At 59.8% G+C, this 19,699-nt stretch carries 20 protein-coding genes; 1 reads left to right on the forward strand and 19 read right to left on the reverse strand.

All coding sequences use genetic code 11. The features are described 5' to 3' along the window. Nucleotides 1-50: 50 nt before the first annotated feature. The 16 genes from lpdA to sdhC all read right to left on the reverse strand — a co-directional run bounded on the left by lpdA (nt 51) and on the right by sdhC (nt 17,482). A complete protein-coding gene (gene lpdA, locus BN77_RS02620; RefSeq protein ID WP_007528140.1) occupies nt 51-1,457 on the reverse strand; it encodes a dihydrolipoyl dehydrogenase in 1,407 nt (468 codons plus the stop codon). A gap of 26 nt (nt 1,458-1,483) precedes the next feature. After that, nucleotides 1,484-2,122 (reverse strand): LysE family translocator, encoded by a 639-nt coding sequence (locus BN77_RS02625; RefSeq protein ID WP_007528142.1) that lies wholly within the window; start codon nt 2,120-2,122, stop codon nt 1,484-1,486. A gap of 20 nt (nt 2,123-2,142) precedes the next feature. Continuing rightward, entirely contained in the window at nt 2,143-2,895 is a 753-nt protein-coding gene (locus BN77_RS02630; RefSeq protein WP_007528144.1) for an SDR family oxidoreductase, read from the reverse strand. Beyond that, entirely contained in the window at nt 2,892-3,443 is a 552-nt protein-coding gene (locus tag BN77_RS02635) for a hypothetical protein (protein WP_007528146.1), read from the reverse strand. Before BN77_RS02635 ends, BN77_RS02630 begins: the two co-directional genes overlap by 4 nt. 51 nt (nt 3,444-3,494) lie before the next feature. Further along, nucleotides 3,495-4,742, reverse strand: coding sequence for a 2-oxoglutarate dehydrogenase complex dihydrolipoyllysine-residue succinyltransferase (gene odhB, locus BN77_RS02640; protein WP_007528148.1), 1,248 nt, complete (start codon nt 4,740-4,742; stop codon nt 3,495-3,497). A 29-nt stretch (nt 4,743-4,771) separates the two neighbouring features. Next, the gene (locus BN77_RS02645) at nt 4,772-5,089 is read right to left on the reverse strand and encodes a YciI family protein (protein WP_007528151.1); all 318 of its coding nucleotides are present in this window, start codon (nt 5,087-5,089) and stop codon (nt 4,772-4,774) included. Nucleotides 5,090-5,101: 12 nt separating this feature from the next. Further along, complete coding sequence (locus tag BN77_RS02650; RefSeq protein WP_007528152.1) at nt 5,102-8,086, reverse strand: 2-oxoglutarate dehydrogenase E1 component; 2,985 nt, start codon at nt 8,084-8,086, stop codon at nt 5,102-5,104. Between the two features lie 158 nt (nt 8,087-8,244). Next, nucleotides 8,245-9,150: a succinate--CoA ligase subunit alpha gene (gene sucD / locus BN77_RS02655; RefSeq protein WP_007528153.1), complete on the reverse strand. Its 906-nt coding sequence runs from the start codon at nt 9,148-9,150 to the stop codon at nt 8,245-8,247. A 19-nt stretch (nt 9,151-9,169) separates the two neighbouring features. Further along, nucleotides 9,170-10,363 (reverse strand): ADP-forming succinate--CoA ligase subunit beta, encoded by a 1,194-nt coding sequence (sucC, locus tag BN77_RS02660; RefSeq protein WP_007528154.1) that lies wholly within the window; start codon nt 10,361-10,363, stop codon nt 9,170-9,172. 39 nt (nt 10,364-10,402) lie between these two features. Next, nucleotides 10,403-11,365, reverse strand: a complete 963-nt coding sequence (mdh, locus tag BN77_RS02665; protein WP_007528155.1) for a malate dehydrogenase — start codon at nt 11,363-11,365, stop codon at nt 10,403-10,405. Nucleotides 11,366-11,543: 178 nt separating this feature from the next. Then, complete coding sequence (gene zapE / locus BN77_RS02670; protein ID WP_007528156.1) at nt 11,544-12,707, reverse strand: cell division protein ZapE; 1,164 nt, start codon at nt 12,705-12,707, stop codon at nt 11,544-11,546. A gap of 50 nt (nt 12,708-12,757) precedes the next feature. Then, a complete protein-coding gene (locus tag BN77_RS02675; protein ID WP_007528157.1) occupies nt 12,758-13,267 on the reverse strand; it encodes a protease inhibitor Inh/omp19 family protein in 510 nt (169 codons plus the stop codon). Nucleotides 13,268-13,723: 456 nt separating this feature from the next. After that, nucleotides 13,724-14,503, reverse strand: a complete 780-nt coding sequence (locus tag BN77_RS02680) for a succinate dehydrogenase iron-sulfur subunit (protein ID WP_007528158.1) — start codon at nt 14,501-14,503, stop codon at nt 13,724-13,726. A gap of 342 nt (nt 14,504-14,845) precedes the next feature. Then, the gene (gene sdhA, locus BN77_RS02685) at nt 14,846-16,687 is read right to left on the reverse strand and encodes a succinate dehydrogenase flavoprotein subunit (protein ID WP_007528161.1); all 1,842 of its coding nucleotides are present in this window, start codon (nt 16,685-16,687) and stop codon (nt 14,846-14,848) included. 7 nt (nt 16,688-16,694) lie between these two features. Continuing rightward, nucleotides 16,695-17,075, reverse strand: a complete 381-nt coding sequence (gene sdhD, locus BN77_RS02690) for a succinate dehydrogenase, hydrophobic membrane anchor protein (protein WP_007528163.1) — start codon at nt 17,073-17,075, stop codon at nt 16,695-16,697. Between the two features lie 11 nt (nt 17,076-17,086). Then, nucleotides 17,087-17,482, reverse strand: a complete 396-nt coding sequence (sdhC, locus tag BN77_RS02695) for a succinate dehydrogenase, cytochrome b556 subunit (protein WP_028747470.1) — start codon at nt 17,480-17,482, stop codon at nt 17,087-17,089. 312 nt (nt 17,483-17,794) lie between these two features. Between sdhC and BN77_RS02700 the strand changes: the two genes are divergently transcribed. After that, nucleotides 17,795-18,316: a hypothetical protein gene (locus tag BN77_RS02700; protein ID WP_040676642.1), complete on the forward strand. Its 522-nt coding sequence runs from the start codon at nt 17,795-17,797 to the stop codon at nt 18,314-18,316. On the opposite strand, the gene BN77_RS02705 is transcribed toward BN77_RS02700, so the two are convergent. The 3 genes from BN77_RS02705 to BN77_RS02715 are packed head-to-tail and all read right to left on the reverse strand — an operon-like array spanning nt 18,306 to nt 19,689. Next, nucleotides 18,306-18,953, reverse strand: a complete 648-nt coding sequence (locus BN77_RS02705) for a class I SAM-dependent methyltransferase (protein WP_007528169.1) — start codon at nt 18,951-18,953, stop codon at nt 18,306-18,308. The genes BN77_RS02700 and BN77_RS02705 overlap by 11 nt on opposite strands. An 8-nt stretch (nt 18,954-18,961) precedes the next feature. Continuing rightward, entirely contained in the window at nt 18,962-19,393 is a 432-nt protein-coding gene (locus BN77_RS02710) for an EVE domain-containing protein (RefSeq protein ID WP_040677534.1), read from the reverse strand. A 2-nt stretch (nt 19,394-19,395) separates the two neighbouring features. Continuing rightward, a complete protein-coding gene (locus BN77_RS02715) occupies nt 19,396-19,689 on the reverse strand; it encodes a YciI-like protein (RefSeq protein ID WP_007528173.1) in 294 nt (97 codons plus the stop codon). Nucleotides 19,690-19,699: the final 10 nt, after the last annotated feature.

Genomic DNA, 19,699 nt, shown 5'->3' on the forward strand with positions numbered 1-19,699 from the left:
GCTGCCTGCTGTGAAGCAAGCGGCCCATCCCATGTTGCTAAAATTTAATATTACATATGGATCGGCTTGAAGAAGGCGGCGAGTGCTGCTTCCTTGACCGCTTCCGACATGGTCGGGTGCGCGTGGCACGTGCGGCCGAGATCTTCCGCTGAACCACCGAACTCCATCAAAACGGCAATCTCGTGGATCATCTCACCGGCGCCGAAGCCGACGATATGACCGCCGAGAACGCGATCGTTCTCCTTGTCGGACAGGATCTTCACGAAGCCGTCGGTTTCAAGCATGGCGCGGGCGCGGCCGTTCGCAGTGAACGGGAACTTGCCGACCTTGTAGGCGATACCAGCCGCCTTCAATTCTTCCTCGGTCTTACCGACGGAGGCGACTTCCGGCTGCGTGTAGACGACGCTCGGGATGACGTCATAGTTCACGTGGCCATGCTGTCCTGCGAGGATTTCAGCGAGCGCGACGCCTTCGTCTTCGGCCTTGTGAGCAAGCATCGGGCCCTTCACGACATCGCCAATCGCGTAGATGCCGGCAACATTGGTGCGGAAATGACCGTCGATTTCGACGCGACCACGATTGTCGAGCTTGACGCCTGCTTCCTCCAGGCCAAGGCCTGCGGTGTAGGGCGTGCGGCCGGTCGCGATCAGGACGACCTCGGCTTCGAGCGTCTGCGCATCGCCACCCTTGACCGGCTCGAAGGTCACCTTCGCACCTTTGCCACCCTTCTCAACGCCCGTCACCTTGGAGCTCAGGTTAATGGTGACACCCTGCTTGGCGAGCATCCGGTGGAACTGCTTGGAGACTTCCCCATCCATGCCTCCGAGAATCGTGTCGAGATATTCGACGACAGTGACCTTGGCGCCGAGGCGCGACCAGACAGAGCCGAGCTCGAGGCCGATGACGCCGCCGCCGACAACGACCATCGTTTCCGGCACCTTCTGAAGAGCGATTGCACCCGTCGAGGAGATGATCACCTTCTCGTCGAGATCGACCTTGACGCCAGGAATGCCCGCCACGTCGGAGCCGGTCGCGATGACAATGTTCTTGCCTTCGATGTCCTGAACCTTGCCGTCCTGGCCTGTCACGGAAACCTTCCCAGCCGATACGATCTTGCCGGTCCCCTGGAAGGCATCGATCTTGTTTTTCTTGAAGAGGAAGGCAACGCCATCGACATTGGCCTTCACCGTCACATCCTTGTGCGCCAGCATCTTTTCAAGGTTCAGCTTCGGCGCAGTAACCTCGATGCCGAGCGCGTCCATGCCGTGGCCAGCCTGATGGAACATTTCGGACGCGTGCAGCAGCGCCTTAGACGGAATGCAGCCGACGTTCAGGCAGGTACCGCCGAAGGTTGCGCGCTTTTCAACGACAGCGACCTTGAGGCCAAGCTGCGCCGCCTTGATGGCAGCCACGTAGCCACCGGGGCCAGTTCCGATAACGATCACATCATAGGACATTGTTTCTTTCCCTTTGCGTTATTTGTTTAATCAGCCGCGCGCGCGAGCGCGAGGCGGAAACCGAAGCCGACCAGTGCGGCGCCGGTGATGCGGTTGAACCACTTGCCGCTTGCAATGAAGCGGTCTCGGATAGGCTTAACGGTGAAGAAGGTGGAGACGCCGGCGAACCAGGCGACGAGCGCAGTGGCCATGCCAATCCCGTAGCCCAACTGGATTAGCGCCGGCGTATCGTGATGCACCAGCGTCGAGAACAGCGACAAGAAAAACAGGACCGGTTTCGGATTGAGCGCATTGGTGATGAAGCCCATGCCGAGGCATTTCCGCGCCGAGATCGGCTTGCGGTCTTCCTCCGTCACCTCAATCTCATTCACCTTGAAACCCGGTTCGCGGAAAGACTTGATGCCGAGATAGACAAGATAGGCGACGCCCGCCCACTTGATCATGGCAAACAGCATCAGCGATTTGGAGACGATCAGGCCAAGGCCGAGGATTGTGTAGCTAACGTGAAAGAGCAGCGAGAAGCCCATACCAAGGCCAGTCATGATTGCGGCACGCCGGCCATGCACGATACTCTGACGCAGGATGACCGCGAAGTCGGCGCCGGGCACCACGATGAAGATTGAAAAGACAGCCATCAGGCCCAGAAATTCTAAGAAGTATTGCATGGCGATATGGTCTCCGCGCCCTAACGGCCACCGCTAACATTGAGTATGGCGCCCGTTATATAGGAAGCCGTCGGCGAGAGAAGGTAGAGGACTGCATCGGCGATCTCCTCTGCCGTGCCGGGCCTTTGCATCGGAATGCTCGGCGCCAGATCGCGTGCGCGGTTCGGCAGGCCGCCTGATGCATGAATGTCGGTATCGATGACGCCGGGACGGATGGCGTTCACACGCACGCCCTCGTTTGCCACCTCGCGCGACAGACCCACTGTGAACGTATCGATCGCGGCCTTCGATGCGGCGTAGTCAACATACTGCGAGGCCGAACCCAGAACTGCTGCCATAGACGAGATGTTGACGATCGCCCCGCCCTTGCCGCCATGCCTTGACGACATGCGGCGGACGGCCTCGGCCGCGCAGAGGATCGAGCCGGTCACGTTGATTCGCATCATCCGCTCAACGCGCCCGACGCTCATCTCGTCGACGCGCTGCTGTGCATCGACGATGCCGGCATTGTTGACCAAACCATCCAGCCGTCCGAAATGCCTGTCTACGGTCCGGAACATCGAAACAATATCCGGCGCGCTGCCCACATCGCCCTTGATCGCGATGGCGTCACCACCCTCAGCTTTGACCTCGGAGACGACAGCGTCGGCAGCGGCGCTGTTGGCCGCGTAGTTCACTGCGACGTTCCAGCCCTGACGCGCGGCGAGGCGGCAGACGGCCGCACCGATACCCCGGCTGCCGCCGGTAACGAGAAGGACCGGTCGTTGCGTCATTTCGCGCACCCCTTGAATGCCAAGACGTCCCACGGTGCAACCGTCGCCTTGTCGTTGCCCCAGATCTGTGAATGGCGGATTGCCGGACCGAGACCCGGCAGAAAGACGTTCTCAGCCGCTGCCGCTGGTTCCGGCTGGAGATTGTCGATCTCGCCCTTTGCATTCGCGCCGTAGACCGCGCCCCGCCAGACAGTGCAGGCGTCCAGATCGGCGCCGGTCACGTCACCACCTGGGCATTTGAACATCAGGATACCGATAGAGCGTTCCGGATCGTCTGACGGCATCACATAGCCGTCGAGTTCGATCGGGGTCTTCAGCACCTTCAGCTTGAACCGGTTGTTGGCGGCCGCCGCTTCAGAATAAATCGGTGTGAAGCGCAATTCGTAGGCGCCATCTCGGTCAGCGTAGACAGCACTTGCCTGGCTGCAGTCGGGAGCCGCCACAGCGGTAGCAGGAAGTACCAACAAGAACGCGAGCGACATCCCCGCCCTGCCTTTGACAAGGGGAGTCAGCTTGGTCTTTCGCCCTGTGGAGATTGCCAGCGACATCGCGCGCCCCGCTGAGGTGGAAAGGGCCGCTCGCGCGGCCCTGTCGATTGCTTAGAGATCGAGAACCAGACGCTCCGGATCTTCCAGGCTTTCCTTGACGCGAACGAGGAAGGTCACAGCTTCCTTGCCGTCGACGATCCGGTGATCGTAGGAGAGTGCCAGATACATCATCGGACGGATGACGATCTGGCCCCCGACGACAACCGGACGGTCCTGGATCTTGTGCATGCCGAGGATGCCGGACTGCGGGGCGTTCAGGATCGGCGAAGACATCAGCGAACCGTAGACGCCGCCATTGGTGATCGTAAAGGTGCCGCCCTGCATATCGGCCATCGAAAGCGAGCCGTCGCGGGCAGCCTTTGCCAGACGTGCAAGTTCCTTTTCAACTTCGGCGATTGACATCTGGTCGGCGTCGCGGATGACAGGAACAACAAGACCCTTGTCCGTGCCGACGGCCATGCCGATGTGGCAGAAATTCTTGTAGATGATGTCGGTACCATCAATCTCAGCGTTAACGGCCGGCAGTTCCTTCAGGGCATGCGTGATAGCCTTGGTGAAGAAGCCCATGAAGCCTAGCTTCACGCCGTGCTTCTTTTCGAAGACATCCTTGTACTTGGCGCGCAGGTCCATGACGGCCTTCATGTCCACCTCGTTGTAGGTGGTCAGCATTGCCGCCGTGTTCTGAGCGTCCTTCAGGCGTTTGGCGATCGTCTGGCGCAGGCGCGTCATCTTCACGCGCTCTTCGCGAGCCGCATCCTCAATCGTCGATGGGCCACGGGCGGCAGCCGGAACGACGGGAGCGGCTGCCGGAGCGGAGATGCCCTTGGCAACAGCAGCGATCACGTCGCCCTTCAGAACCTGGCCACGCTTGCCAGTGCCGTCGATCTGATCGGCCGACAGATTGTTCTCGGCGAGCATCTTGGCGGCAGCCGGCGCGGGCGGCATGGCAGATACGGACGCAGAAGGTGCAGCAGCAGAAGCGACCGGTGCAGGGGCTGCGGCAGCGGGCTCGGCAGCCTTGGCGGGAGCGGCAGCAGCAGCCGGGGCAGCGGCAGCGCCGGCCCCCGCTGCGATCTGGCCGAGCAGCGCGCCTAGACCGACGGTTTCACCAGCCTGGGCAACGATTTCAGAGAGCGTGCCGGAAGCCGGAGCCGGCACTTCGATGGTCACCTTGTCGGTTTCAAGCTCGAGAATCGGCTCGTCAGCCTTGATGGCGTCGCCGACCTTCTTGAACCAGGTACCGACGGTTGCCTCGCTGACGGATTCACCGAGAGTTGGAACGCGGATTTCTGTGGCCATTGTTCAAATCCTGATTTGCTTGTGTTCGTTTATTCGTTTCCGGCACCAGATGGCCGGAGAATGATCGAGGGCATTGGCAATATGTCAAAGCGAAAGCCGTAACCGGACTGGATGATCGGATCGGCATCGGCAAGCACTTGCGCCGCCTTCTGATCCGCTGCCGAAACGACTGCCATGCCCCAGGCTCCCTCGCTTTCGAAGACGGGACCGACGGCAATCGCCGATCCCTCTTCTGCGTTGCGGCGCCAATAAGCGGCATGGCGGCTCATCGCAGCCATTTCCTCCCCGGTCGCGTCATGCGGGAAGCTCGGGCGAGGCGGCACAAGTCTAAGGAAGAAATATGCCATCGCCACGATCCCTTAGCCGCCCAGCGCATCCTCGAGGAATGCGGCGAGCTGCGACAGATGCTTGGACATCAGACCCGTTGCCGGCGAAGCGGCAGCCGGGCGACCGGTGTAACGGACGCGCTGGTACTTAGCATCGATATGGGCGAGCACCCATTCCAAATACGGGTCGATGAACGACCATGCGCCCATGTTCTTCGGCTCTTCCTGGCACCAGACCATCTCTGCGTTCCGGAAGCGGCTGAGCTCGTTGATAAGGGCCTTTGCCGGGAACGGATAGAGCTGTTCGACGCGCAGCAGGTAGATGTCGTCAATGCCGCGTTTTTCGCGCTCTTCCAGGAGGTCGTAGTAGACCTTGCCGGTGCACATGACGACGCGGCGGATCTTGGCATCCTTCTGCAGCTTGATCGGGCCGTCTTTGATAACCTCTGCATCGTCCCAAAGCAGGCGATGGAAGGAGGATTCACCAGCAAGTTCAGCGAGGCTGGAAACAGCCCGCTTATGGCGCAGAAGCGACTTCGGCGTCATCAGCACGAGCGGCTTGCGGAAGTCACGCTTCAGCTGCCGGCGCAGGATGTGGAAGTAGTTCGCCGGCGTCGTGACGTTGGCGACCTGCATGTTGTCTTCGGCGCAAAGCTGCAGGTAACGCTCGAGGCGGGCCGAAGAGTGTTCCGGGCCCTGACCTTCGTAGCCGTGCGGCAGCAGGCAGACCAGACCCGACATACGCAGCCACTTGCGTTCGCCAGACGAGATGAACTGGTCGAACACGACCTGCGCCCCATTGGCAAAATCACCGAACTGGGCTTCCCAAAGGGTCAGCGCATTCGGACGAGCCAGCGAGTAACCGTATTCGAAGCCAAGAACTGCTTCTTCCGAGAGCATCGAGTTGATGACTTCGTAGCGGGCCTGGTTAGGCGACAGGTTAGCAAGCGGGATATAGCGCTCCTCCGTTTCCTGATCGTAGAGAACCGAATGACGCTGCGAGAAGGTGCCACGCTCGCAATCCTGGCCGGAAAGGCGGATCTTGTGGCCTTCGACAACCAGCGAACCGAAGGCAAGCGCTTCCGCCATCGCCCAATCTAGGTTCTCACCCGTCTGGACCATGCTGGCGCGGTTTTCCATGAAGCGCTGGATCGTGCGGTGCGCATGGAAGCCTTCCGGAATTTCCGAGAGCTTGCGGCCGATATCCTTGAGCGTCTTCATCGGAACGGCGGTCTTGCCGCGGCGCTGTTCGTCGGCGTTGTCGGCGGTGCGCAGGCCCGACCACTCGCCGTCTAGCCAGTCCGCCTTGTTCGGCTTGTAGCTCTGGCCAGCGTCGAACTCCTGTTCGAGGTGGGCGCGCCAGTCGGCCTTCATCTTCTCGACTTCGCCATCAGTCAACAGGCCCTCAGCAATGAGACGATCCGCATAGATCTGCAGAACCGTCTTGTGGCCACGGATGACCTTGTACATCTTCGGCTGCGTGAAGGATGGCTCATCGCCTTCGTTATGGCCGTAGCGGCGATAGCAGAACATGTCGACCACAACGGGCTTGTGGAACTTCATGCGGAACTCGGTTGCGATCTTCGCCGCGTAAACGACTGCTTCCGGATCGTCGCCGTTGACGTGGAAGATTGGCGCTTCGATCATCTTCGCAACATCGGAGGGATAGGGCGACGAGCGCGAGAAGGCGGGGTTCGTGGTGAACCCGATCTGGTTATTGATGATGACATGCATGGTGCCGGCAACGCGGTGACCACGCAGGCCCGACAGGCCAAGAATTTCGGCGATGACGCCCTGACCGGCGAACGCGGCATCGCCGTGGATTAGCAGCGGCAGAACCTTGGCGCGCTCGGACAGCGGAATGATGTCGCCGTCCCAGACCGTGGCGCCCATGTCCTGCTTGGCACGGGCCTTGCCCATGACAACGGGGTCGACGATTTCAAGGTGCGACGGGTTGGCCGTGAGTGATACGTGAACCTTGTTGCCATCGAACTCGCGGTCCGAGGAGGCGCCAAGGTGGTACTTCACGTCGCCCGAACCTTCGACCTCGTCAGGCGCGTAGGAGCCGCCCTTGAACTCGTGGAAGATGGCGCGATGAGGCTTGCCCATGACCTGGGAAAGAACGTTGAGACGTCCTCGGTGAGCCATGCCGAACACGGCTTCGCGAAGGCCGAGATGACCGCCGCGCTTGAGGATCTGCTCCAGCGCCGGGATGAGGGATTCGCCGCCATCGAGACCGAAGCGCTTGGTACCCTTGAACTTGACGTCGAGGAACTGCTCGTAGCCTTCGGCTTCGACCAGCTTGGCGAGGATCGCCTTCTTGCCCTCAGGGCTGAAAGCAACGCCCTTGTCGGGACCTTCGATGCGTTCCTGGATCCAGGCTTTTTCTTCCGGATTCGAGATATGCATGAATTCGACACCAAGCGTCGAGCAATAGGTGCGCTCGAGGATCTCGATCATCTCAGGCAGCGTGGCATATTCCAGGCCGAGAACGTTGTCGATGAAGATCTTGCGGGAATAGTCGGCCTCGGTGAAGCCGTAAGCTTCCGGCGACAGTTCCTTGTAGTCTTCCACGGGCACTGCGATCCCGAGCGGATCGAGCTTGGCATGCAGGTGGCCACGCATGCGGTAGGCGCGGATCATCATGATGGCGCGGACCGAATCACGCGTCGCCTGCAGGATATCGGCTCCGCCGGTCGGCTTGCCAGCCTCCTCGGCCTTGGCCTTCATCTTGGTCTCGATGATCTTTTCTACAGTGCCCCAATCGCCGTCGAGCGCCGAAACGAGGTCGCTTTTGGGCTGCAGCGGCCAATCCTTCTTGCGCCAGGATGCGCCCTTGGCCGCCTTCTTCACATCTTCCGGATTGTCTTCCAGCGCCTTGAAGAAAGACCGCCATTCCTCGCCGACCGAGTTCGGGTCTTCCTCATAGCGCGCATAAAGCTGCTCGATATAGGCAGCATTGGCGCCATCCAGGAACGAGGTAATCTGAAACTGCTCGTTGGCTTCTTGCCGTGCCATGGTTACACGCGGACGTCTTGGTCCGCCTCCTGACTTGTGATTCCGCCGGATACTCGACCGGCTTGCCGCATCTGTCATTCGCCGCCTATTCGCGGCTCATTTTTATTTCGAAGTAAAGGCCCAGGCAGTGAAAATCGCTGCCCGGGTCATAGACTGGATTAGCCCTTGAGGACTTCAACCAGCGTCTTGCCGAGGCGGGCCGGCGACGGAGAGACACGGATGCCAGCTGCTTCCATGGCAGCGATCTTCGATTCCGCATCGCCCTTGCCGCCGGAAACGACGGCGCCGGCATGCCCCATGGTGCGGCCCTTCGGAGCCGTCCGCCCCGCAATGAAGCCTGCCATTGGCTTCTTGCGGCCTTTCTTGGCTTCATCGATCAGGAACTGTGCCGCATCTTCTTCAGCCGAACCGCCGATTTCACCGATCATGATGATCGAGGTGGTGGCTTCGTCAGCCAGGAACATTTCCAGCACGTCGATGAACTCGGTGCCCTTGACCGGGTCGCCGCCGATGCCGACAGCCGTCGTCTGGCCGAGGCCTTCGTTGGATGTCTGGAAGACGGCTTCGTAGGTCAGTGTGCCGGAGCGGGAGACGATACCGACTGAACCCTTGCGGAAGATCGAGCCCGGCATGATACCAATCTTGCATTCTTCCGGCGTCAGGATGCCCGGGCAGTTCGGGCCCAGCAGGCGCGACTTCGACTTGTCGAGCTTGGCCTTCACGCGCACCATATCCATAACCGGGATGCCCTCGGTGATGCAGGTGATGAACGGGATTTCGGCCTCGATCGCCTCGATGATCGCGTCGGCAGCACCTGCCGGCGGAACATAGATCACGGTCGCATCGGCGCCGGTCTTGTCCTTGGCTTCGGCGACGGAGGCGAAGATCGGCAGGGACGTGCCGTCGACGCCCGAGGACCACGACTCGCCGCCCTTCTTCGGATGAATACCGCCGACCATCTTGGTGCCATAATAGGCAAGCGCCTGTTCGGTATGGAAGGTGCCGGTCTTGCCGGTCAGGCCCTGAACGAGGACCTTCGTGTCTTTGTTGACGAGGATAGACATTCTTTCCGGTCCTTCCAGATTAAGCTTTGATCGCCGCGACGATCTTCTTCGCCGCATCGTCAAGATCGTCAGCCGCGGTAATCGCCAGACCGGACTCGTTGAGGATCTTCTTGCCGAGCTCGACATTGGTGCCTTCGAGGCGAACGACGAGCGGAACCTTCAGACCGACTTCCTGCACAGCTGCGACAACGCCTTCGGCGATGACGTCACAGCGCATGATGCCGCCGAAGATATTGACGAGGATGCCCTCGACCTTCGGGTCTGCAGTAATGATCTTGAACGCTGCCGCCACCTTCTCCTTGCCGGCGCCCCCTCCGACGTCGCAGAAGTTTGCTGGCTCCTTGCCGTAGAGCTTGATGATGTCCATCGTCGCCATAGCGAGACCAGCACCATTGACCATGCAGCCGATGTTGCCGTCGAGAGCGACGTAGGCGAGATCCCACTTGGAAGCTTCGATTTCCTTGGAATCTTCCTCGGTCTCGTCACGCAGCGCCTTAACGTCGTCGTGGCGGAAGAGCGCGTTACCGTCGAAGGACATCTTGGCGTCGAGAACGCGTAGATGGCCATTGGTCATGACGATCAGCGGATTGACCTCGAGCAGCGACATGTCCTTCTCGTCGAAGGCCTTGTAGAGCGCCGGGAAGAGCATCTTGGCGTCTTCTGCGGCCGCGCCTTCGAGTGCGAGAGCCTTCGAGATCTTGGCGACATCGTCAGCCGTCACGCCAGCTGCCGGCTCGATAGCGATCGTGTGAATCTTCTCCGGCGTGTCGTGGGCAACGGCTTCGATATCCATGCCGCCTTCGGTGGATACGACGAAAGCAACTTTGCCGACCGAACGATCGACCAGCAGCGAGCAATAGAGTTCGCGGGCAATGTCGGCGCCGTCTTCGATGTAGAGGCGGTTGACCTGCTTGCCGGCCGGGCCTGTCTGCGCGGTCACAAGCGTGTTGCCGAGCATTTCCTTGGCATTAGCAATGACTTCGTCGATCGACTTGGCGAGACGAACACCGCCCTTGGCTTCCGGCGACAGTTCCTTGAACTTGCCCTTGCCGCGGCCCCCAGCGTGGATCTGGCTCTTCACCACGTAAAGCGGACCGGGCAGCGACTTGGCAGCAGCTTCAGCTTCCTCGACCTTGAGGATCGCCACACCTTCCGCGACCGGCGCGCCATAGCCCTTCAGCAGAGCCTTGGCCTGATATTCATGAATATTCATGGGTCTATTCCTGTTTGGATTGCGTCAGCGCGCAGTCTATTACTTGAGCGCCGGCGCGATGTTGATGCAGGCTTCGCAAAGACCGGCGACCGCAGCGACCGACTTGTCGAAGGCTTCTTTTTCGGCCTTGTTGAGGTCGATCTCGATGACGCGCTCGACGCCGCCGGCACCGATGACGGTGGGAACGCCGACATACATGTCCTTGACACCGTACTGCCCGGTCAGCTGCGCCGCGCAGGGCAGGACGCGCTTTTTGTCCTTGAGATAGGATTCTGCCATTTCGATCGCGGAAGCAGCCGGCGCATAATAGGCCGAGCCGGTCTTCAGCAGGCCGACGATTTCGGCACCGCCATCACGGGTGCGCTGAATGATTTCTTCGAGGCGCTCCTTGGTAACCCAGCCCATGGTGACGAGGTCAGTCAAGGGGATGCCGGCAACGGTAGAGTAACGGGCGAGCGGGACCATGGTGTCACCGTGACCGCCAAGAACGAATGCGGTGACGTCCTGTACGGAAACGTTGAATTCCTTGGAGAGGAACAGGCGGAAGCGCGAGCTGTCCAGCACACCGGCCATGCCGACGACCTTGTTGGCCGGGAGACCGGAGAACTTCTGCAGCGCCCAGACCATTGCGTCGAGCGGGTTGGTGATGCAGATGACGAAAGCATTCGGGGCATACTTCTTGATGCCGGCGCCGACCTGCTCCATGACCTTGAGATTGATGCCGAGAAGATCGTCGCGGCTCATGCCCGGCTTGCGCGGCACGCCGGCGGTGACGATGCAGACATCCGCGCCTTCGATCGCCGAATAGTCACTGGCGCCCGTCAGGTTGGCGTCGAAGCCCTCGACCGGAGAGGACTGAGCAATGTCGAGGCCCTTACCCTGAGGAATGCCGTCTGCGATATCGAATAGAACGATGTCGCCCAGCTCCTTCAGGCCGGCGAGATGCGCCAGAGTGCCACCAATCATGCCAGAACCAATGAGTGCGATCTTGTTACGCGCCATTTCGCTGTTTCCTTTGCGATCAAAATTCGTCAGGCGACGCGCGGAGGGGCATCGCCCAATGCCGCAACCGCATAGCCCCAAAGCCAAAAAATGGCAAACGATTATTTTTGAGCAAGCAAATTCAATCGTTTAGATCATAAAATTCTTACGTAAACGTAAGACAAATATAGCCGAAACGTTACTCGGCGGCTCGCCGCTCGTGATGCAACGCGAGATACTCGGCACTGCGCATTTCGAAAAGGCGCGAGACGGTCCGGTGAAATTCGAAATCCTCGGTACCACCTGCGTGTGTCAGCAAATTTTCGGGCATCGCTGCTGCGGAGACATAGAGCCGAACCCCGTGATCGTAAAGCGTGTCGATTAGGATGATGAAGCGCTTGATCTGATTCCGTTTGTCGGGACCCAAAAGTGGTACGTGCTCGAGGAAGATCGCATCGAAACGCTTTGAAATCGCGAGAAAGTCGGCCGGGCCGAGCGGTTTTTCGCAAAGGTCAGCAAAGGAGAAACGCGCGATGCGATCCGCTGCGAGGGGAACGTGGATCGAACGCCCCTTCATTGGAATTGCGAGGGGTTGCGCCTTTCGCCCATGCAGTGCTTGGGTCCAGGATGCTTCCATAGCCATGTCTGTGCGCTCGTTAATGGGCGTGAGATAGACTGGCTGGCTGTCGAGCTTCTCCATCCGGTAGTCGGTTGGCGAGTCGAGGGTCACGATCTCGACGTACTGCTTCAGGAGATCGACGAAGGGTAGGAACAGGCTCCGATTGAGGCCATCCCTGTAGAGATTGTCCGGCTCGACGTTCGAGGTGGCGACCAGCAGGCATCCCCTGCGGAAGAGCTCGGAGAAGAGCCGAGAGAGGATCATTGCGTCGGCGATATCAGTGACGGTGAACTCATCGAAGCAAAGCAGTTCGGCCTCGTCATAGAGTGCCGCAGCGACGATCGGGATCGGATCGGCTTGCTTGGTCTTTCCCTGCTTTAATTTCAGCCGGTGCGCCGCAATGCGGTTGTGCACGTCGGTCATGAACTCATGGAAATGCGCGCGCCGCTTCTTCGCGCAGGGCGCCATTGCGAAGAACATATCCATCAGCATCGTCTTGCCGCGGCCGACGCTGCCATGAATGTAGAGCCCCTTGACTGCCTCCGACGGCTTCTTCTTGTTGGCGAACAGCCAGCCCAGAGCACTCGCCTTTGCCGCGGGCAGTCGCCGCTTCAATCCCGACAGCACCCGATCCAGGCACTTCGCCACATGTATCTGGGCCGCATCGATTTGAAGCGCGCCAGAAACCGTCAGCGACTTCAACTGTTCGCTGACGCTCAGGGAGTAGTCTGGCATGGGTTGCATAAAGGAGGTCCGCCTATGCAGGATCGGCGGCCTTCGCCGCCCAATCTTTTTTAACGGCTGAGGCTGATCGGCTGGCCGGTATTGGTCTGGCCGCTAAAGGCATTGTCGGCTGTCTTGTAGACGCTGCCGATCTGGTTGCCGCTTCGGTCCTTCAGGAGAACCTGCTTGCCGGAAACCTCCCAGGAACCCATCGCCGTCAACTCACCAACGCAGCCGCGCGTACCACCGCGCGAGCCGCTGCCGAGATTGGTGAGTGTCAGGAACATGTCGCAGGAGCCGTTGACGCGCCAGCTACCGACCATCGATTCCTTGGTGACATCCATCGCATTCGCCGTCATCGCGCCGGGCTGACCGCCAGCGACAGGTGCCGAGGCCGTCGGAGCGGCAGGAAACTGCGAGGAGCCGGAAGGCGGCGGAAGCTGACCACCCTGCACCGAGGGAACCGGCTGGGCGGTCAGCGGCGCCGGAGCAGAATAGCTTGCATCATTATAGGCGGTGCGCTGGCAGCCAGCTAACGACAGAATAACCACGAAACCTGTCGCCACATGTCTGAACTGCATCATGATACTCCTGATTTTTCCAGTATTGTCCGAAGTTGCCGCGCAATCACGGCGGAATTATCTTGAAAGGCTGTGTTGAATCAAGCCAGCGCGAGGAGAAATTGTGTCGATGCGGGAGCAACGCCGTACCGCCGAGACAAATTTGGCGCAATGCCGCGCAAATTAAGGCTTCGTGACCTACTAAAAGAGGGCCACATCTGCAGCTAACAGACCACTGACAAACCGTTCATATTTTCGGCAGGGTGTCTTTTGCGGGGCGGTTTTTGGGTGGCCTCACGCCGGGCTGGGTCTGCGAGCCTTTATGAGCACCATTGCGATCTTCTTGATGTTTTGGGCTGCCGCTCCCAGCAGGCACTGGCATGCGACGCGAGTGAGACCTCGAAGCGCGCAGAGCGATGCCGCCAGGGATTTCTCAGCGATCCGAGGGCCGCATCTGCGGCCCTCGTGTTGGATCGATCAAACTCTGCGCTCGACCATCATCTTCTTGATCTCGGCGATCGCCTTTGCCGGGTTCAGACCCTTTGGGCAGGTCTGCGCGCAGTTCATGATCGTGTGGCAGCGATAGAGGCGGAAGGGATCCTCGAGATTGTCGAGGCGTTCGCCGGTCGCTTCGTCGCGGCTGTCGATCAGCCAGCGGTAGGCTTGTAGGAGAACGGCCGGACCGAGATAGCGGTCACCGTTCCACCAGTAGCTCGGACAGGAGGTCGAGCAGCAGGCGCACAGGATGCATTCATAAAGGCCGTCGAGCTTCTGGCGATCCTCATGGCTTTGCTTCCATTCCTTTGCCGGCGTCGGCGAAACCGTCTTCAGCCACGGCTCGATCGAACGATGCTGTGCGTAGAAATTGGTAAGGTCGGGAACGAGATCCTTGACCACGGGCATATGCGGCAGCGGGTAAATCTTCACCGAGCCCTTGATCTCGTCCATGCCCTTCGTGCAGGCGAGCGTGTTCGTGCCGTCGATGTTCATCGCGCAGGAACCGCATATGCCTTCGCGACAGGAACGGCGCAGCGTCAGCGTCGGGTCGATCTTGTTCTTGATGTAGAGCAGGCCGTCAAGCACCATCGGGCCGCAATCGTCGACGTCGATGTAGAAGGTGTCGATCGACGGGTTCTGGCCATCATCCGGGCTCCAGCGGTAAACGCGAAATTCGCGGGTGTTGGTAGCCCCTGCCGGCTTCGGCCACACCTTGCCTTCGCGCATCTGAGAATTTTTGGGAAGAGCGAGTTCAACCATTGCTGGACCTCAATCCTTGGCGGCCATTGCCGCCCCTTCGTTGTATGATAAATCTGCTGGAGACCACGCCGCAATCCGCGCTCTAAGCAGGCGTCGGGGGCGACCCTCCAGCGCATGCCACCAGACGGAGGGTCGAAAGCCAAAGCGGCGGGCGGCAAGCCAGATATTCCAAAGCAGGGCTGCGTTCCGTTGCTGAGGTTTATTTGACGCGCGATCGCTCGCCATGGTGCTTTCAGCAAAGTTGATCGCATGGATTCCGAGTGACCTCTCATGGATCATCCTCGGTGCAGCCCCATGGGCTGTGCCGCGAGTACCATTCTGTGAGAGGGCTTCTGCCATTGATTAGTACACGCGAGCCTTGGGCGCGATCTTCTTGGGATCGATGCCCTCTGCAATGAGTTCGGTGTGAACCGGGCGGTAATCGAGCTTGACGTCGCCAGCGTCGCTGACCCAGGCGAGCGTATGCTTGCGCCAGTTGACGTCGTCGCGGCCGGCAAAAGCGCCTTCCGTGTAGTCTTCGCGTGCATGAGAACCGCGGCTCTCCTTGCGGGCCTCGGCGCCGTAGATTGTCGTGATCGCGTTGGCCATCAGGTTCTGCAACTCGAGCGTTTCCACGAGGTCAGAATTCCAGATCATCGATCGGTCGGTGACCTTGATGTCACGCATATCCTGCCAGATGGCAGAGATGCGCTTGCAACCGGATTCCAGCGATTCCTGCGTGCGGAACACGGCAGCATCTTCCTGCATAGCGCGCTGCATCTTCTCGCGCAGCACCGCCGTCGGCGTGCCGCCGCTGGCGTGGCGCAGACCATCGAAGCGCTCCATGATCTTGTCGCATGCGGCGACATTCAGGTGCGGAACGGGTGCTCCACGATCGATGACCTCACCGGCACGGATTGCGGCGGCACGGCCGAAAACCACGAGGTCGATCAGCGAGTTAGAGCCGAGGCGATTGGCGCCGTGCACCGAGGCACAGCCGGCTTCACCGACGGCCATGAGGCCAGGAATGATGCGCTCCGGATTGGAGCTGTCGGCATTGAGTACCTCACCCCAGTAGTTGGTCGGAATGCCTCCCATGTTGTAGTGAACCGTTGGCAACACAGGGATCGGCTCGCGCGTCACGTCGACGCCGGCGAAGATCTTCGCGCTCTCGGAAATGCCCGGCAGGCGCTCGTGCAGAACAGCCGGATCCAGATGGTCGAGATGCAGGAAGATATGGTCCTTGTTCTTGCCGACGCCGCGGCCTTCGCGGATCTCAAGCGTCATGCAGCGCGAAACGACGTCGCGCGAGGCAAGGTCCTTGGCCGAAGGCGCATAACGCTCCATGAAGCGCTCGCCCTCGGAGTTCACGAGGTAACCGCCCTCGCCGCGCGCACCTTCGGTAATGAGACAGCCCGAGCCGTAGATGCCGGTCGGGTGGAACTGCACGAATTCCATGTCCTGCAGCGGCAGGCCGGCGCGTGCCACCATGCCGCCGCCGTCGCCGGTGCAGGTATGGGCTGACGTCGCCGAGAAATAGGCGCGGCCATAGCCACCGGTCGCCAGCACCACCATCTTGGCGGCGAAGCGATGGATCGTACCGTCATCAAGGCACCAGGCGACGACACCGGTGCAGCGGCTGCCGTCTTCCGACATGATCAGGTCGAGCGCGAAATACTCGATGAAGAATTCGGCGTTGTTGCGCAGCGATTGGCCGTAGAGCGTATGCAGGATTGCGTGACCTGTGCGGTCGGCGACGGCGCAGGTGCGCTGCACCGGCGGGCCCTCGCCGAAGTTCTGCATGTGGCCGCCGAACGGGCGCTGGTAAATCTTGCCTTCCTCGTTGCGCGAAAATGGCACTCCATAGTGCTCCAACTCGTAGACCGCCTTCGGAGCTTCCATGGCGAGATACTGCATGGCATCGACGTCGCCGAGCCAGTCGGAACCCTTGACGGTGTCGTAGAGGTGCCACTGCCAGCTATCCGGGGTCATGTTCTGCAGCGAGGCGGCAATGCCTCCCTGGGCCGCGACCGTGTGCGAGCGGGTCGGGAATACCTTGGTGATGCAGGCCGTGCGGAAACCCTGTTCGGCCATCCCAAGCGTGGCGCGAAGGCCAGCGCCACCAGCGCCGACGACGATCACATCGTATGAGTGATCGACGTATTTGTAGGCCTTCCCATTCTGAGCGGGTGAAGTCGGTGCCATGATACGGTTATCCTACGAATGCAATTTTCAGAATGGCGAAAAGACAGAGGCCGGCGACCAGGATCGCGAAAAAGGTATTCAGCATCAGCAGGAAGACCTTGCCGAATTCGCCGTGTACGTAGTCCTCGATAATGACCTGCATGCCAAGTCTCATATGGATGGTGCCCGAGACGACCATCAGGGCCATGATAACGGCGACGAGGGGATTCGACAGCGCATGCACGACTTCCGCGTACGGCGCGCCGGCATGGACGATCATGAAGATCACAAAGAAGATAATGAGGGGGACGTTGGCGACGGCCGTCAGCCGCTGGCGCCAGAAATGTTCGGTGCCGTCCTTGGCGGAGCCGAGGCCGCGAACTTTGCCCAGGGGGGTGCGCATATCCATGAGAGCGACCTTCAGATACGAACAAGGAAGCCGATCACCCAGACCAGCACGGTCAGACAGAGTGATCCGATGATATTGGCGATGGCGAGCTTGGTGGAGAATTCCTTCTCGAAGCCACGACCGAGGTCCCACATAAGGTGGCGCAGACCGCCGAGCATGTGGTGCAGCAGCGCCCATGTGTAACCGAGCAGCACGAGCTTTCCGACGATGCTGCCGAGGATCCAGTTGACCCAGTCGTAATAGGCCTGGCCGGTCGCGGCGGCGATCAGCCACCAGGCGACCAGCAGCGTGCCAAAATAAAGCGCGCTACCAGTAATACGGTGAACAATCGACATGACCATGGTGGGAATAGGCTTATAAATTTGCAAATGCGGCGACAGGGGCCGGTTATTTGTCACATTCGCCATCAGAACCTCGCGGCGTCTTCTCTGCGCTCCCGAATTTCGGAGCATTCAAGGCAACCACACCAATGACAAATTTGTTTGTGTGCGTCGCATCAAGGGCGACGTTTAATCACGTAAGCCCCTAACGACAAGTATAATTGCACCCCTAATTTAATTTAATCGATTTGCGTCTCTGAGTGGCGCGAACCGCGCTTGACGATACTGCCGCTTCCTCACGCGAGCGTGCCTTCCAGACGGCTTCTGGACAACAGGCGGCTTTTGGCGCATTTTGCTGTTAACGCTTTGTTAACCAACTCATTTCTGGAGATCCGCGCGATGATGAAGACCCTGTCCATGCTCGTTTCATTTATCGCCGCGGCTTTGATCGCACTGCCGGCCTCGGCAACCGATTTCGGCAAGGACTCACTCTTTCACCACGATGGTAGGGGATTCATGAGACATCGTGTGCCCACTATTTTAGGCCGACCTTTTCGTGGATGGAGCGATGGGCGCCTTCGTTTCTCGGATGGGTCCGGTCGCTTCGACCATCGCCACGGCCGGAGGCCTTTGATCAAACGCGCGTCATTTCCGTATCGCGGCAACAGTGGCTTTGGTGGCTATGGCGGACGCAGTGTCATCGTCCTCGTTCAGCCACCGGTGAGCGGGGGCATTAGCGGCACCTATGCAGGCTCTTCCTATGTTTATGATACCAACGGTGGCACCTATGTGAGCGCAAGCGGCTATAGCCTTGGTTCCCAGCGTGTTATCACCCTCGCGCCCATGGCTAAGGTGATCAACGTCACGGCAAATGGTAGCGACTGCTCATTCGAGGCCGGCGTCTGCGTGATCAGGCCGTGAAGCGCCAAACAGTCGTTTTCTTTACCTCGCTGTCTTCAAGCGCCCGGGTGACCGGAACCTGATAGACCGCGCGGAATTCCAGCTTCTCCTTGGGAAGGTAACTGCGTCCGGGGTCGCCGACCATGACCGCGATGCCTTGGCGACTGAGCGTCTCGAACCATGGAACGATGGCAGCGGCAAAGTCGCTGTCGTAGAAGACGTCGCCGGCAAGCAGAACATCAGCCTCGACGGTGCAGTCGATCAGATTAGCACCGATGAAATCGACCTCGACCTGGTTCAATCCGGCGTTCAGTCGCACGGCGGTTTCGCTCCACGGATCTATGTCGGCGGCAACGACCTTGGCCGCCCCAGCGATCTTTGCCGCAATCGCCACCAGGCCTGAACCTGTGGCGAAGTCGAGAACGCGCTTGCTCGCAACTATGTGCGGATGGTCGAGTATGTACCGCGCCAGGCCCTGACCACCTGCCCAGGCGAATGCCCAGTATGGCGGCGGCAGGCCGATCTCCGCAAGTTCCTCTTCTGTCTTCAGCCACAGGCCATGCGCTTCGTCCGCCAGATGCAGCCGAATTTCCGGCACATGCGGCGGCGTCGTCAGACTGGTGTTGGCGCGGATGAAGATCTCGTGATCGGTTTTCAATGAACGGCTCACTGCGGCGGCTTGTCGAGACCACCAAGCCGGCAGATCTCAAGATACTCCTCGTCCGTCACCGGCTGCACCGAAAGCCGCATCGACGTGACGAGCGACATCTTGGCAAACTTTTCATTCGCCTTGATATCCTTCAGCGAAACCGGTTTGGGGATGTCGCAAACGGCACGAATATCGACACAGTCCCAGCGATCGTCGCCCTTTGCCGTTGAGTCCGGGTGAGACAGAGCGCAGACCTCGACGATGCCGACGATCTCGAGTCCTTCGTTTGAGTGATAGAAGAAGCCCTTGTCGCCCAGCTGCATCGCCCGCATGTTGTTGCGCGCGAGATAGTTTCTAACACCGGTCCATTCGGTGCCTTTCTCGCCGGCCGCCTTTTGTTGCTCCCAGGACCAGGCAGCCGGTTCGGATTTGTAGAGCCAGTGCGCCACGCTCATGCCTCCGGATTATTGAAGACCCAATTGAAGGGCTTGATATCGACGCTCTCGAAAAGCCCTGCCTTGGCGTAGGGATCGCCGTCTGCAAGAGCTTTCGCCGCCTCGATCGTATCGGCGTGCATAATGGCGAGAGTGCCGCACGGTTTGCCCTCGCCATCCAGAAACGGTCCGGCCATCTTCAAGGCGCCTTCCGCATTGAGCTTGTTGAGATATTCCACATGGGCGGGCCGTGTCTCCATGCGGACGTTGAGATGATCGGGCTTGTCCTTGCAGAGGAGAGCAAAAAGCATATCGGAACTC

The organism is Rhizobium mesoamericanum STM3625, assembly GCF_000312665.1.
GTDB lineage: Bacteria > Pseudomonadota > Alphaproteobacteria > Rhizobiales > Rhizobiaceae > Rhizobium > Rhizobium mesoamericanum.

Coding starts and splice junctions, on each gene's coding strand:
- zapE (WP_007528156.1), bottom strand. CDS start 12,707: ATGCAACCCATGCCAGACTACTCCCTGAGCGTCAGCGAACAGTTGAAG.
- BN77_RS02715 (WP_007528173.1), bottom strand. CDS start 19,689: ATGCTTTTTGCTCTCCTCTGCAAGGACAAGCCCGATCATCTCAACGTC.
- BN77_RS02650 (WP_007528152.1), bottom strand. CDS start 8,086: ATGGCACGGCAAGAAGCCAACGAGCAGTTTCAGATTACCTCGTTCCTG.
- mdh (WP_007528155.1), bottom strand. CDS start 11,365: ATGGCGCGTAACAAGATCGCACTCATTGGTTCTGGCATGATTGGTGGC.
- BN77_RS02680 (WP_007528158.1), bottom strand. CDS start 14,503: ATGGTTGAACTCGCTCTTCCCAAAAATTCTCAGATGCGCGAAGGCAAG.
- BN77_RS02700 (WP_040676642.1), top strand. CDS start 17,795: ATGATGAAGACCCTGTCCATGCTCGTTTCATTTATCGCCGCGGCTTTG.
- BN77_RS02645 (WP_007528151.1), bottom strand. CDS start 5,089: ATGGCATATTTCTTCCTTAGACTTGTGCCGCCTCGCCCGAGCTTCCCG.
- odhB (WP_007528148.1), bottom strand. CDS start 4,742: ATGGCCACAGAAATCCGCGTTCCAACTCTCGGTGAATCCGTCAGCGAG.
- sdhD (WP_007528163.1), bottom strand. CDS start 17,075: ATGGATATGCGCACCCCCCTGGGCAAAGTTCGCGGCCTCGGCTCCGCC.
- lpdA (WP_007528140.1), bottom strand. CDS start 1,457: ATGTCCTATGATGTGATCGTTATCGGAACTGGCCCCGGTGGCTACGTG.
- sdhA (WP_007528161.1), bottom strand. CDS start 16,687: ATGGCACCGACTTCACCCGCTCAGAATGGGAAGGCCTACAAATACGTC.
- sucD (WP_007528153.1), bottom strand. CDS start 9,150: ATGTCTATCCTCGTCAACAAAGACACGAAGGTCCTCGTTCAGGGCCTG.
- BN77_RS02630 (WP_007528144.1), bottom strand. CDS start 2,895: ATGACGCAACGACCGGTCCTTCTCGTTACCGGCGGCAGCCGGGGTATC.
- sucC (WP_007528154.1), bottom strand. CDS start 10,363: ATGAATATTCATGAATATCAGGCCAAGGCTCTGCTGAAGGGCTATGGC.
- BN77_RS02625 (WP_007528142.1), bottom strand. CDS start 2,122: ATGCAATACTTCTTAGAATTTCTGGGCCTGATGGCTGTCTTTTCAATC.
- BN77_RS02675 (WP_007528157.1), bottom strand. CDS start 13,267: ATGCAGTTCAGACATGTGGCGACAGGTTTCGTGGTTATTCTGTCGTTA.
- BN77_RS02635 (WP_007528146.1), bottom strand. CDS start 3,443: ATGTCGCTGGCAATCTCCACAGGGCGAAAGACCAAGCTGACTCCCCTT.
- sdhC (WP_028747470.1), bottom strand. CDS start 17,482: ATGGCGAATGTGACAAATAACCGGCCCCTGTCGCCGCATTTGCAAATT.